Genomic DNA, 13,787 nt, shown 5'->3' with positions numbered 1-13,787 from the left:
CGTGTCTCGCGGCGTGTCTTGCGTCGTGCCTTGCGCGGACCTGGTGGCGGGGGGCACGGCGGGCTCCTTGCGGTCCTCGGCCGGGGGCTGCGGGAGGTGGGTCGTCATGTCAGGCCCCCGCGGTGCGCGACGCGGAGCGGCGGGTGTCGAGAAGAGCCGCGACGGCCCTCAGGTCAGGCTGACGCAGCAACTCCACCGCGCGCAGGCGCAGTCCGGTCTCCCGCTCGAGGGCCGCCAGCAGCCGGGCGGCGTCGAGCGAGGTGCCGCCCAGGTCGGTGAAGTTGTCGGCCGGCGCGGCCTCGGGCCGGTCCAACAGGTCGCGGACAGTTGCCAGTACGAGGCGCTCGCTTTCGGTCGCGTCCTGCGACAGGCCGTCCTCGGGGACAGAGCCGGTGTCCGCGTAGGCGGCCGTCTGGGCCGATTTGAGCAGCGCGGCCCGGTCCACCTTGCCGTTGGCGTCCAGCGGGAAGGCGTCCACGACGCGTACGGCAGAGGGCACGGCCTGCTCTGGCAGCCAGGACCGTACAGAGGCAAGGAGCTCGTCCTCGGCGGGCGCGGCGCCCGGAGCAGGCAGGACGTACGCCACGAGGCGGGCGTGTCCCCGGTCGTTCGACGGGGCGGTGACGACGGCGCTGCGGACGGCGGGGTGCTGCTCCAACGCGGCCTCCACCTCGGCCGGTTCGATTCGCACGCCGCTGATCTTCACCTGGTCGTCGAGGCGGCCGAGGAACTCGAGCCGCCCGTCCGCCAGCATCCGGACCCGGTCGCCGGTGCGGTACAGCCGCTCGACGCCGGCAAGGGCGGGGTCCGCGCCCGGGGCGGTGAACCGCTGTGCGGTCAGCTCGGGGTCGAGGTAGCCGAGGGCCAGGCAGCTGCCGCCGATGCGCAGTTCGCCGTCCTGCCCGCGGGGGACGACGGTGCCGTCCTCGTCGGTGACGACGACGCACGCGCCCGGGATCGGGTGGCCGATGGGGGGCGCGGTGTCCTCGGCCGCGTCGTCGTCGGCACGCATGGCGTGGGTGGTGGTGATCACGGTGGCCTCTGCCGGACCGTAGGCGTTGTGCACCGTGGCGGTCACGTCGGGGCCCGGTCGGCGGCGCATCCGGTCACCCCCGACCATGATGTGACGGAGCTTCAGGTCCCTTGGCCAGGGCCGGTCCAGGATCGGTTCCGTCATGGGGGTGGCCGTCACGGCGACGGTCACGGCGGCGTCGCGCCACCAGTCCGTGAGCGCGGCCGGGTCCCAGCGGACGTCGTCCGGGGCGGGTACGAGGGTCGCGCCCGAGGTCAGTGCCGCCCACAGCTCCAGCACATGCGGGTCGAAGGCGACACCGATCAGCAGTGTGTGCCGGTCACCGGGAGCGAGCCCGGTCTCGTCCCGGTACCAGTCGAGGAGCGCCGCGAGGGCCGGCTCGGCGACGGCCACCGCCTTCGGCCGGCCGGTGGAGCCGGACGTCAGCACGGCGTACATCGCCTCCGGCGGGGCGGGGCGCGCGCCGGGTACGGACGGGGCGAACGCCGCGACGACGCCGGCGACGGCGTTGACCTCCCCGCGGGGCAGCGGCAGTTCGATCCACTCGCCTTCGCGGTGGGCGGCGGGCAGGACGTCCGGGTCGCCGATCAGGCAGACGACGTCGACGTCCTCGGTGACCGCGGCGATGCGGCGCTCACCGGGCCGTGGGCCCAGCGGCAGATACACCGCGCCGATCCTGGCGAGCGCGATCGCGGTCACCACCAGGGCGGTCGAACGGTCCAGGCAGACGCCGACCAGGTCTCCGGGGCCGACCCGGCCCCGCAGCACCCGCGCGAGCTCGTCGGCTGCCGTGTCGAGCTGCTCGTAACTCCAGGGGCGGGACCCGTCGATCAACGCGGGCGCCTGCGGCGAGCGGGCCACCCACTCGTCGTAGCGGGAGAGCACGCCGGACGTGGCGTGGCCCTCGAGTGCCGGACAATGCACGACAGCGGCGGTCGTGTCCTGCCCGCTCGTGACGTGTGCGCTGTGTGTGCCGGTCATCATGACTCCGAGGAAGCGGTCGCAGGGGTACGGGCGGGAGTGTGTGCGGTCGGCCGAGGGCCTGCGGCGAGGGCCGCGACGGCGCGGGCCTGGTCGGCCAGCACCGGGTTACGGAAGAGCAGCCGCAGCGGCGGCCGGTCGCCGAGGCGCGCCTCCAGCCAGACGGCCAACTGCGCGGCGAGCAGCGAGTGTCCGCCGACCTGGAAGAAGTGCGAGGTCTCCTGGAAGCGGCTGTGGCCAAGCACCTCGGCCCAGCCCTCGGCGAGCAGGGCCACCGAGGGATCGTCGTACTCGGCCGGCGCCGTGCCGGCTGCCGGGAGACCGGCGTCGTCCCCGGCCGGCTCGGCCGGTTCGGCCGGTTCGGCCGGTTCGAGCTCGGCGGCCATCCGGGCCAGCCGTGCCCGGTCCGGCTTGCCTCCGGCGAGGGTGGGCATGGCGTCGAGGCGTACCCACTGCGCCGGCACGAGAGCGCCGGGCAGTCGGCGGCCGAGCTCGGTGTGCAGGGCCTGCCCGTCCCACTCGGGCCGGTCCGCCGCGTTCTCCGCGTTCTCCGCGTTCTCCGTGGCCTGCGTGGCCTGCGTGGCCTGCGTGGCCTGCGTGGCCTGCGTGGCCTGCGTGGCCTCCAGGAAGCCGACCAGCCGGGGTCCGCCGCTCGCCTCCCGGTCGAGGACCACGGCGCAGGAGCGGCCGCCGAGCACGGCGGAGGCGGCGGCCTCCACCTCTTCCAGCTCGATGCGGTATCCGCGCAGTTTGACCTGGTTGTCCTTGCGACCCAGGAAACGCAGCAGCCCGTCCCGGCCGCGGTAGCCGAGGTCGCCGGTGAGGTAGACCCGTTCGCCGCCCAGCGCGCCGACCGTCGTGAAGCGCGCCGCGGTGGCTTCGGGGTTGTCGACATACCCCTCGGCCAGTCCGGCACCGGCGACGGCCAGTTCGCCCACCGCTCCGGCGGGCAGCGGTCGGAGTCCCTCGTCCAGGACGTGGACGCGCTCGCCGGGCAGTTCGGTGCCGAGCGGGATCTCCGCCCCGTCCACCAGCTCCTCCCTGTCGATCTCGTGGACGGTGGAGCTGATCGCCGCCTCCGTCACGCCGTACACGTTCAGCACCGTCGCGTCGGTGTCCTCGAGGAAGCCGCGCATGGCTTTCGCCGGGAGGCGCTCGCCACCGAGCACGACCGTCCTCGGCGTCCAGCGGCCCTCCCTCAGCGCGGGCCTCAGGTCCTCGCGGACGGCGAGGAAGTAGCTGGTGGGCAGGTTGGCGACGGTGACCCTGGCGCCGGCCAGGAGATCGGCCACCTCGGTCCCGGTGGGTACGTCCTGCTCGGGCACGACCAGGCAGGCGCCCGTGTGGAGGGCGGGCAGGACCTCTTCGAGCGCCACGTCGAACGACGGCTGGGCGAACAGGAGGACCCGGTCGCCGGCCGTGAGGGCGAACCGCTCGGCGACACCGGTCATATGGTTCTCCAGCGCCGCCCGTCCGACCGCGACGGGCTTGGGTACACCGGTCGATCCCGAGGTGTGGATGATGTACGCCGTGTTCGCCACGACCCGCGACGCTGCGGCCGCGGGCAGCACGGCCGTGTCGAGCGTCGCCGTCGGAAGACCGGCGGGGAGGACGACAGGGGTGCCGGTGGAGGTGAGGACCAGCGCGGGAGACAGCCGTTCGAGCAGCAACTCGAGGCGGGCGGGCGGGTCGAGCGGCGACAACGGGCAGTACACCGCTCCCGTCCGCAGGCACGCCAGCAGCGTCACCACCGACTCCGCTCCCCGCGGGAGCACCGCTGCGACGGGCCGGCCGGCCGTCACGCCGGCGGCGAGCATCCGGCTCGCGAGGGAGGCGACCTGTGCGTCCAGTTCGCCGTAGGTGATGCGGCGGGCGCCGCTCAGCAGTGCGGGCAGGGACGGGTCCTGGGAGGCGACCGGGTCGAGCGGACCGCGCCCCGGCACGGCGGAGGCAGTGGCAGTGGCAGCGGCAGCGGCAGCGGCAGCGGGAGTGGCAGCGGCCGGCCGGTGCACCGCCGGCTCCGGCACCGCAGGGAGGGCGAGTTCGGCGAGCACGGTTTCGGGCGCGTCCAGATAGGCCCGTAGCAGGTCCAGGAACCGCTCAGCGAGCAGTCGCACCACGTCTTCGTCGAACAGGTCGGCGTCGTAGTCCCAGACGAGCGTCATGCCGGGCGCCCCGTGGCGGGGCCCGACCCCGCGCCGGTCGTCGGGCAGCAGCACCACGTCGAGGTCGAAGCGCGTCGTGCCCGTGTTGAACCCTTCGAAGAGGGTGATGTCCAGACCGGGCACCTCGATCTCGGGCAGTGGCGCGTCATGCGCACTGAACATCACGCTGAACAGCGGGTTGTCGGCGCCGGAGGTGTGCAGTCCGAGGGTGCGGGTCAACTCCTGGATCGGTACCGCCTGGTGCGGCAGGGCACGGATGAGCGTGTCCGTCACGTCGTCCATGGTGTCCTGGGCGGGCGCGTCGGGGTCCAGTCGGAGCTGTAGCGGGATCGTGTTGACGAACATGCCGACGGCGTCCTCGAAGCCGCGCGGGCGGTTGCCCACGGCGGTGCCCACCACCATCCGGGAACGGCCGCTGTGCCGGCGCAGCAGTTCGGCGAAGAGCCCGAGCAGCGTCGCGAAGGGGGTGAGGCCGCGGTCCCGGGTGTGGGCACGCAGACGCTCGACGAGGTCCGCGCCGATCGACTGGCGCAGCTGCCCGCCGTGGTGGCGGCGCTGCACGCCGGGGCGGGCCAGGCCGGGCAGCGGCATGTCGTAGGAGGCGTCGCCCAGTTCCGCCGCCCAGTAGTCCAGGCTCGACCGGGTCTGGTCGGCTGCGGTCCCGGCGGCCCGGTCCGCGTCCGCCTGGGCGCGTATGTGGTCGGCGTACGAGGAGGCGGCCGGAAGCGCGGTGGACTCACCGAGCACGTGGGCGCGGTACACGCTGAAGACGTCGGCCAGCAGGATCGCGAACGAGTGGCCGTCGTGGATGAGATGGTGCTCCACGTGGATCAGCCGGTGCTTGTCGTCACCGAGCCGCACCAGTGTCCAGCGCAGTAGCGGTGCCTCGGTGGTGTCGAGCGGGGTCTCGGCCTCGGTCCGCAGCAGCGTGTTGAACGCGGCCTCGGGGTCGGCCTCCCCTCTCATGTCCACGGTGCGCAGGCGGGGCGGGCACGACACGGCGACGCGCTGCGCCGGTATCGCGCCGGCGACGGGCACGAGCTCCAGTCGCAGCCCGGGATGTCTCTCGAGCGTGGCGGCGAGCCCGCGGCGCAGGGCCTCCTCGTCGAGGGTGCCCCACAGGTCGAGTACGGCGGTGAAGTTGTAGGCGCGGCTGCCCGGCTGCACTTGTTCGTGCAGCCAGACGATCTCCTGGGAGGAGGAGAGGGGAAGCATGGGCGATCCCTGAGGTTGTCGGGTCTCGGGTGGGCCGAGGGGCACGGTCGTGCTCCTCGGCGGTGAGGTGTCGGGCCGCTGCGCGGATCACGCGGTCGGTCGGCCGGGCTTCGCGGCCACGGGTGTGGCCGTTCCTTCGCTGACGTGCTGTTTCGAGGGGCCGGGGCGGCGTACGCGCCGCACCGGGGAGTCTCAGGTGCCGGCGGGGGCGCCGGTCGGCAGTGCGGTGGGCAGCGCTGAGCTGAGCAACGCCGAGCCGGGCAGCGCTGAACGCAGTGCTGTGAACGCCTCCTCCGCGGTCCGGTCGTCCACGACGGTGCGGTCCCACGCCATGCGGACGTGGAGTTCGGTGCCCTGATCGACACCGACCACGAAGGGCGCCTGTATGCGGCGGCCTCCGACGTGCGTCTCGCGGCCCACCGCACCGCCCAGCCGCAGCGGTGGGAAGCGGCGGGCGTCGTTGACGGTCAGCAGTCCGTCCAGCCGTCCCGACCACTGGGACCCGGTCGACCGGGCGGCGTGCACCACCTCGTCGAACGGTGTGTCGGCCCGGTCCAGGTCGTCCCACCAGCCGTCGGCGGTCGCATCCGGGTCGGGTGCGGCATCCCCCGTGTCGGCGGGGTGTACGACGGTGTTGAGGAAGCATCCGAGTACCGGCGCGGCAGCGGCGGGGCGCCCACCCCAGGGATATCCGATGGGCGACACCTGTCCGGTTCCGTGGAGAACCGCGGCCGCCGCCCGGCAGGCGTCGAGGAGAGCCGGGAACGGCACACCGGCCCCGGCCCCGGCCCCGGGCGCGGGCATCCGGGTCTCGGCCGTGCCGGTGGATGGCGTACCGGCGCGGTGGAGGTCCGCACGGGGTGCGGGGGCCTTCTCACGCACCGCACGCAGCCGCTCGCCCCAGTACGCGAGCGCAGCGGGCGAGCTCGCGCGGTGTTCGGCGTCGAGCTGCAGCAGGACCGCCTCGCGGTACGCCGTCAGTTCAGCGGCCGCGTCGGCGGGCGAGACGTCCTCAGGTCCCGAGTCGTCGCGGTAGGCGGCGCCGAGCCCTTCGACGAGAAGGGCGAGGGACTGGCCGTCGCAGGCGGCGTGGTCCAGGACCACGGCGAGCACCTCCTCCTCGGTGTCCCGGCCGCCCCGGGCCAGATACAGCCGCAGCGGCGCGCCTTTCGCGGTCCATTCGCCGAGCACGCGGCGCAGCGCCCCGGTCGTGTCCTCACCGGGTGCGCACTCGACCTCCGCCACCGGCACGTCCGGCTCCGCCACGCGGAGCACGGGAGTGGCACGCACCACGGACGGACGGGAACGCAGCGCGGGGTGCAGGGCGGCGAGATGCTGGGCGGCCGTTCGCAGCCGCACCGGATCGATGGTGCCGCGCGGGAAGGCGAAGAACAGCGGGACGATGTCCGGGCGGCCGGCGGGGTCGAGGGAACGCGCCAGCACGAAGCGCCGCTGGGCCCCTGTGACGGGCAGCAGGATCGTTCCTGCGTCGCCTGTGCCCAGGCGCTGGTAGCGCTCCAGGTACTGGGTGGTGATGCTGGCGGGCACGTGACTCCATTCGTACGGCGGGAACGGCCGGAACGGCGGGAAGGGCGGGAAAGGGGTGACGGGCGGGAAAGGGGTGACGGGCGGGACGATCCGGTGAGACACCGGGCCCCGGTCAGCCGGCGCTCACGCTCTCCGCCGGACCTTCGTCGTCCACCGGGGCGGGCAGTTCCCGCATCCGGCGCAGCGGGGACAGCAGCAGCGGGAGCGGAACGGCCAGGAAGCCGGCCGCGCAGACGAACAGTGCGGTCCGCGTCCCGAACGCGCCCGCCACGGCGCCGCCGGCGAGCGCGCCGAGCGGCAGGGTGCCCCACATCAGGAAGCGCAGGGTGGCGTTCATCCGGCCCAGCAGCCTTGGCGGGCAGAGCGCCTGACGGAAACTCACCTGGGCGATGTTGTAGACGACCGCGCCGAAGAAGACCGCGCCGGAGGCGATCGCGAACATCACGGCGGACGCCCCCCGGCCCGACAGCGGCCACAGCAGCGCGAACGGGCCGGTGACGAGTGGGGACAGCCAGATCATGCGGGCATGGCCGAACCGGTCGGCCAGCTTGCCGGCACAGAGCGCACCGGCCAGACCTCCCACCGCGGACGCCGAGAGCATCAGGCCCACGGCGAGGGGCTCCAGGCCGAGCACCCTCACCAGGAAGACGGTCTGAGTGGCCATGACGATCGCGGTGAAGAAGTTGCCCAGGCCGGTCGCCACGGCTATGACCCGCAGCAGCGGGTGCCCGAGTACGAAGCGCAGGCCCTCCGCCACGTCTGCGCGCAGCGAAGCGCCGGGCAGCGCCTCCGGCTTGCTCTCGGGCTGTCTGATCCCCCGGAGGAACAGGGCGGACACGGCGTAGCCGATCGCGTCGGCGACGATGGCGAAATGCGCTCCGACGAGCTGCACCAGGCCGCCGCCGAGGCCGGGGCCCGTCACCTGCGCCGACGAACGGACCGTCTCCAGGGCCCCGTTGCCCGCGACCAGCTGCTCCCTGGGCAGCAGCTGAGGCAGATAGCTCTGGTGGGCCACGTCGAAGAAGACGGTCGCCACGCCGGTGACCAGAGCCACCGCGTACAGCTGAGGCATCGTCAGGACACCTGCGACGGCGGCCGACGGGATGCTCGCCATCGCCGCGGCGCGCACCAGGTCGACCCTGATCATCAGTGACAGCTTGCGCATCCGATCGACCCATGCCCCGGCCGGCAGCCCGATGAGCAGGAACGCGGCGGTCTCGGCCGCGGTGAGCAGGCCGACCTGGAAGGCGGTCGCCTCGAGTTCGAGGACGGCCACGAGTGGCAGCGCGACCAGGGTGACCTGGGCACCGACCTGCCCCGCCGCGGCACCGGCGAGCAGAAGACGGAAGTCACGCATACGGAACAGGCCGCCGGAAGCGGCCCTAGACAAAGGGGGCATACACGCAACCTTCACCGGAGGTTGATCAAAGAACCAAAGCACGAAGAGTGATTTCAGCCAGATTTTGCGGCTGATCCCCACTCAAGCGCCAAATAGCCAATCAAAAATGGCCGACCGTCGGATGAACTTCGGTGCCCCGCCCGCCCGGAAGCCCGTCGCGACCCTCGGCGGATCGGCGTGACACGGGCCGCCCCTGAGAACGGCACGCCTCCTGTACCCACCGATCGTACGGTTGACTGGAAATCAACCCTCGCCTGCCGGTCATCGCCCTCGAAGGCCACGTCAGCGCCTTGCCGACGCCCGGTGGGCCGACTTCACGCCACGGCCTGCTGCGGCGGCCGAGGTGCGGTACGGGTGGTGGGTGCGGAGGACTTCCAGGATCCGTCGGCGTCCTGTCGGTGCGCATGGGCGAGCATGTCCTCGATCCAGCGCTGGTCCGGCTCCTCGGCGAGGACCGTGGCACGCGCGCAGAGCGGGACCGCGTCCTCGGGCACCGACTCCCCGCGGGCCGGAAGCAGTCTGCGAGTCGGGGGCCTAGGATCCGGTGCCGAGGCAGGAAAGAAGGCCGCGTGGCAGGCACCGGTCCACATCGATCCGGGGGGATCAGCAGCACATGCGTATCGGGGTCTATCTCGCACATCCACGTCCCGGCAGCTTCAACCACGCCGTCTTCGACGCCGTCCTCGACGAGTTGGACGGATGTGGAGCCGACGTCGTCGCGCACGATCTGTATGCCGAGGGGTTCTCGCCGGTGCTGACCGCCGACGAGACGGAGACGGTCCAGGCGGCGGAGGACACCCTCGATCCGCAACTGGCCGTGCACCGCGCCGAGGTGGCCACGTTCGACGCCGTGGTGTTCGTCCATCCCAACTGGTGGGGCATGCCGCCTGCGGTCCTCACCGGCTGGGCGCAGCGGGTGCTCGTACCCGGCGTCGCCTACAAGCTGGGCAGCGCCGAGGGCGAACCGGTGGGGCTGCTGCGAGCGGGCCGGGCGCTCGTGCTGAACACCTCGGACACTCCGGCGGAACGCGAACACAGCGAGTTCGGGGACCCGTTGGAGCGCATCTGGTCGGCGTGCGTCCTGCCGTACGTCGGTGTCGACGACGTACGCCGGGTCGTCTTCCGCACGGTCACCGACTCGACGGACGAGCAACGCGCGGACTGGCTCCTCGCGGCGCGCCGGGAGGCCGCGGCGCTGCTCGACGGCTGATCCCGGCGAGTCAACGGCGGGGCGCGGGCCCGGGAGCGGGTGCGGGCCCGGGAGCGGGCGCGGGTGCGGGCCCGGGAGCGGGTGCGGGCCCGGGAGCGGGCGCGGGAACCGGTCCGGGCCCGGGCGCAGGTGCCGGTCCGGGCCCGGGCGCGTCGAGGAAGCGGTGCAGGGACTCCTTCACGGCGCTGACGAACGCGTCCCGAACCGGGCCCGGTACGCGGTCGAGGGAGAGGTACGGGTTGAGGTCCTCCAGTTCGACCAGCAGCAGTTCCCCCTCCCGGGTCCGGCAGGCGTCGACGCGCTGGATGCCGTGGTGGAGGGTGTTCCAGTCGATGAAGCGACGTGCGAAGGACAGGTCCGCCCCGGTCGGCTCGTACGGCTCGAGGACCCAGCGCCGTCCGGGGTCGGGGGCGTACAGGGCGTACTGGAAGGCGTCGTCGACGAAGTAGAAGGACACCTCGTGGCGGAAGTCCACCCGCGGCTGGACGAGCAGGTCACCGCGTGCGGCGAGCCCGGGGAGAGCCTCCTGCGGTACGAACTCGAGCCCTATGGAGTCGGCGCCCGCCTTGGGCTTCACCACGTACTCGGCCGTCTCGGGGAGACGGGTCAGATGCTCAGGCCGGTCGACGGTGGGGATGACCGGGTATCCGGCGACGGTCAGGTCCAGCAGGTACTGCTTGCCGGCCATGTCGCCCCGCCCGGACAGCGGGTTGTAGACCCGAGTCCCCCGCGCCGCGGCCTGCTCCCGGAAGGCGTCGTACTCGGCCTGGTGGTGCAGTACGGGGCCGCTGTTGCGGACGACGACCGCGTCGAAGGCGTCCATCAGCGCCGTGGTGTCCTGCGGGTGGCACAGCGCGATGCCGAAGTCCTCCCGCAGCCTCGCCGTGAGGAGGATGTCCTCGTCGCAGTAGCGCCGCCCGCGAGCCGGGTAGGCGAGGTCGGTCACGTACAGCAGGCGGGGGCGGGCGGCGGCGGGCACGTCTTCTCCTCCGGCGGTGGGCTCGGACCGGCATCAACCTACCCAGTCGGCTCCGGCGCCCCGGACGCGGGATGGTCGCCCGCGATCGGTGAAGCGGAACGGAGTGTGTGAGGTCAGTGCCGGGACCCGGGGCGGGACAGCGCCGCGTGTGCCGTCTTCCGCGCGTGGCCCGCGGCGTCCGCCACCGTACGGTCCGGGTGGTGGGCGTGGAGCGTGTCCAGGATGCGCAGCGAGGTGCCCGGGTCGGCGTCGGCCAGGGCGTCGGCGAGCGCTGCGGCGCCGCCGGGCCAGCCGGCCGCGGCCGTGTCGAAGGCCGGGAGGAGAGTCGTGGGCGGGATGTCGACCGGATGCGGGACGCCGGTGCCCCCCGTGGTGTCGCGGCGTTTGACGTGGACCAGCATGTCGTCGATCCAGCGCTGGTCCAGCTCCTCGACGAGCACCGTCGCGCGTGCGGTGAGCGGGACGGCGTCCTCGGGGACGGACTCCCCCCGTGCCACGAGCAGCCGGCGGGCGGTCGCCCCTGTCACCGGGTCGGCGAGGGCCGCGTGGAGCGCGGTGCCGGGGACGGCGGCGAGGTCGAGACGGGCGAAGTACTCGGACGTGCGGGCGGCGTTGGCGTCGTCCGATCTGGCCGCGGAGACTGCTCCGAGCAGTTCGCCCCACGCCTGGTCGGTGCCGCCGTTGCGGGTCGCCCACGCGGCGAGCGCAGCGGAGGCGAGCTGGGTGGGCCAGTGCCGGATCGCGGCGATCGTCGTGGCCGCGTCCCAGCCGGTGACGGTGTCCTGGTCGGGGGCCGCCACATGACCGGCGGTGATCACGAAGCGCATGACGGCGGCGCCGAGCGGGGTCAGACCGTAGGCGTCCCCGGTGCGGAACACACATCCGGTCTCGGCGAGCCGGTCCACGACGCCCGCCAGACCGCGCGCCGGTGCCTCGAGTTCGGCGCGGTCGGCCTCGGTGCGGCCGGGCATCCCGAGAAGGGCGGAGAGCTCCCTCGGCGACGGGAGCTCGTAGGCGACGGGGGCACTGCCCGGTACGGGTGCGGGCGCGTCCTCGAGCTCGGGCGGTACGCCGTCGTCCTTCGCGTCGCAGACCTTGCGCACCACCGAATCGGGGGTGCAGCCCCGTTCGTAGAGCGAGTAGAGGATGTGCGCCGCGTCGAACGAGTAGGCGTCGTCCGGGCCGTCGGCCGGGGGAAGCCGTTCGGCCTGTGCGGCCAGGATGTCGGCGGCCAGCTCGACGAGTTCCCGCGGGGTGCCGTCGGTCCACACGGCGGTGGCGGGGCCGGGGAGCCCGCAGCGTTCCGCGACTTCGCGCAGCTCGTCGTCGAAGGTCCCGGCGGCCAGGGCCGCGGGCAGCGGTGCGGTGCTCAGCAGCCCCCGGATCTCGTCGGGCGCGGGGAGGGAGGACGGCGGCGGCAGGGGGACGGACGAGTCGCCGTAGTAGTCGAGATGCTCGTCGAGCATCCGGTCGGCGAGCGCCGTGTGCGGCATCGCCTCGGGCCCGGGAGCGAGTGAGGCGTGCGGCCCGGAGAGCGCCTCGCTGAGGCCGACCGCCGACCAGCGGTCGGTCAGCGCGGCGGCGACGCGGTCGAGTTCACCGGTGAGCGCGTCGTCCGGACGGTCGGCCGCCAGCGGGGGTGCGGGCAGCAGGGGGCCGGCGGGCGACGCCTCGCGGGTGTCGCGGGCGAACGCGGCGACGAGTGCTTCCGCGAGACGGGCGCGTACGGAGAAGGTCCGGTCGGCGAGGTCGGAACGGTGCAGCGGCTCGGGGAGGGCCGGCCGGTCGGCGTGCGGCATGCTCTCGTGGGCGTCGAGCCAGGCCCGTACGGCGGCGGCGTCGTCGGCGTCCACCCCGTCGGCGGTCAGCAGCGACGCGTACCAGCGGTGCCAGGTCAGGTTCGCCGGGTCGGCCATCGCACGGCGGAACTCGGGGACGGCCTCCTCGACGGCGGCGAGCAGCCGGGCATGGCGCTTGGCGTTGAGGCGGTCCGCCGCGCGGACCCGGTCGGCGAGGGCGGCGAGGGCGTCCGGTACGGCGTCCAGTTCGTCCTCCGCGGCGAACAGCAGCAGCGGCAGGTCCTCGTGCAGCACCTGACGCAGCAGCGCGGGCGTCGGTTCCGGCACGCCCGCCCGGCGGTCGGCGCCGCGCAGCGCGAGCATCGTGAGCACCGCGTCCGTGGCGCGCACGGGCAGCGGGACGGCTCTCTCCCGGGCGGCCCAGGCGAGGAAGTCGTCACAGCCTGTGTTCAGGGTGTTCGCATGAGTCACTGGTGCAGCATAGGGGGCGGGCGGATACGGCAGAACCAGTTCACCCCCCTGGGCTGCGGGCCGCGCCTCACCTGCCGGTGCACCATCCTCCGCATCCGCGCGGACGCGTTCGCCCGACGCCCGCCTCCGCGCGGCCGTCGTCGACCGACTCACCTTCAACGGCGTCGTCATGGCCTGCGGGCCGGACCCGGAAACGGCGGGCGTGCCGCGACTGCGCCGCGTGCGTACGCTCAGCTCAGCTCAGCTCAGAGCACAGAAGGGCCTCTGCGGGAGGCTCGTTCGCCGGTGACTTTTGGAGGACATTGTGCCGCGCCAGAACGCCCGCGACGTGCTCGTGTTCGATGTCAACGAGACGCTCAGCGACATGAGCCCGCTGGGAAGCCGCTTCGAGGAGATCGGCGCCCCGCCGTCCTTGTTCCGTCTCTGGTTCGCAGGCGTCCTCCGTGATGGCTTCGCACTCACCGCGGCCGGAACGTTCGCGGAGTTCTCCGCCGTGGCGCGAGAAGGACTGCGGGGATTGTTGCCGAGCGTGCCAGGGTGGTCCGGAGACGTCGAGGAGGCGGCCGGTCACGTGCTGGACGGGTTGTCCCGCCTGGAAGTGCACCCGGATGTGCCCGACGGCGTACGTGCTCTTCGAGAGGAGGGATTCCGGCTGGTGACCATGACCAACGGCAGCTCGCAACTCAGCGAACGACTCCTTGGCCGGGCCGGGCTCACGGACTGCTTCGAGAGCCATCTGGACGTGAGCGGGCCACGCTGCTGGAAACCGGCCCGAGCCGCCTACCGGTACGTCGTGGAACAGGCTGGAGTACGTCCGGACGAAGCGGTGCTGGTGGCAGTTCATCCGTGGGACATCGACGGTGCGCAGCGCGCGGGACTCCGGGGCGCATGGCTGCGGCGGGGAGCGGCGCACTATCCGCAGGTCATGCTGAGTCCCACGTACACGACCGAGGACCTACGGGAACTCGAGCAGACACTCGCGTAGCC

The 13,787-nt window shown here is 73.2% G+C and carries 9 protein-coding genes; 2 read left to right on the top strand and 7 right to left on the bottom strand.

Features of this window, described 5'->3' with window-relative positions; translation table 11 throughout:
- Positions 1–109 precede the first annotated feature (109 nt).
- The 5 genes from ACFYV1_RS02975 to ACFYV1_RS02955 form a co-directional block, all read right to left on the bottom strand.
- Positions 110–2,017 (bottom strand): amino acid adenylation domain-containing protein, encoded by a 1,908-nt coding sequence (locus tag ACFYV1_RS02975; protein WP_389393569.1) that lies wholly within the window; start codon positions 2,015–2,017, stop codon positions 110–112.
- Positions 2,014–5,394, bottom strand: coding sequence for an amino acid adenylation domain-containing protein (locus ACFYV1_RS02970; RefSeq protein WP_389393568.1), 3,381 nt, complete (start codon positions 5,392–5,394; stop codon positions 2,014–2,016). Before ACFYV1_RS02970 ends, ACFYV1_RS02975 begins: the two co-directional genes overlap by 4 nt.
- Before the next feature lie 192 nt (positions 5,395–5,586).
- Positions 5,587–6,942 carry a non-ribosomal peptide synthetase gene (locus ACFYV1_RS02965; RefSeq protein WP_389393567.1) on the bottom strand — a complete coding sequence of 452 codons (1,356 nt, stop codon included), beginning with the start codon at positions 6,940–6,942 and terminating at the stop codon, positions 5,587–5,589.
- A gap of 112 nt (positions 6,943–7,054) precedes the next feature.
- Positions 7,055–8,341 (bottom strand): MFS transporter, encoded by a 1,287-nt coding sequence (locus ACFYV1_RS02960; RefSeq protein WP_389393566.1) that lies wholly within the window; start codon positions 8,339–8,341, stop codon positions 7,055–7,057.
- Positions 8,342–8,655: 314 nt separating this feature from the next.
- Complete coding sequence (locus ACFYV1_RS02955) at positions 8,656–8,835, bottom strand: hypothetical protein (protein ID WP_389393565.1); 180 nt, start codon at positions 8,833–8,835, stop codon at positions 8,656–8,658.
- Between the two features lie 119 nt (positions 8,836–8,954).
- On the opposite strand from ACFYV1_RS02955, the gene ACFYV1_RS02950 reads away from it, so the two are divergent.
- Entirely contained in the window at positions 8,955–9,551 is a 597-nt protein-coding gene (locus ACFYV1_RS02950; RefSeq protein WP_389393564.1) for an NAD(P)H-dependent oxidoreductase, read from the top strand.
- A 10-nt stretch (positions 9,552–9,561) separates the two neighbouring features.
- Here the strand turns inward: ACFYV1_RS02950 and ACFYV1_RS02945 are convergent, their stop codons facing one another.
- Positions 9,562–10,530: a hypothetical protein gene (locus ACFYV1_RS02945; RefSeq protein WP_389393563.1), complete on the bottom strand. Its 969-nt coding sequence runs from the start codon at positions 10,528–10,530 to the stop codon at positions 9,562–9,564.
- A 113-nt stretch (positions 10,531–10,643) separates the two neighbouring features.
- Positions 10,644–12,800 (bottom strand): hypothetical protein, encoded by a 2,157-nt coding sequence (locus ACFYV1_RS02940; protein WP_389393562.1) that lies wholly within the window; start codon positions 12,798–12,800, stop codon positions 10,644–10,646.
- Between the two features lie 304 nt (positions 12,801–13,104).
- Here ACFYV1_RS02940 and ACFYV1_RS02935 point away from each other — a divergent pair, with 304 nt between their 5' ends.
- Positions 13,105–13,785 (top strand): haloacid dehalogenase type II, encoded by a 681-nt coding sequence (locus tag ACFYV1_RS02935; RefSeq protein ID WP_389393561.1) that lies wholly within the window; start codon positions 13,105–13,107, stop codon positions 13,783–13,785.
- Positions 13,786–13,787 lie beyond the last annotated feature (2 nt).

Origin of the sequence: Streptomyces sp. NPDC003023, from assembly GCF_042888225.1 — a bacterium.
Taxonomy (GTDB): Bacteria; Actinomycetota; Actinomycetes; order Streptomycetales; family Streptomycetaceae; genus Streptomyces.
The sequence above is the reverse complement of the archived record's forward strand: the minus strand, read 5'-3'. Positions and strand labels throughout refer to the sequence as shown.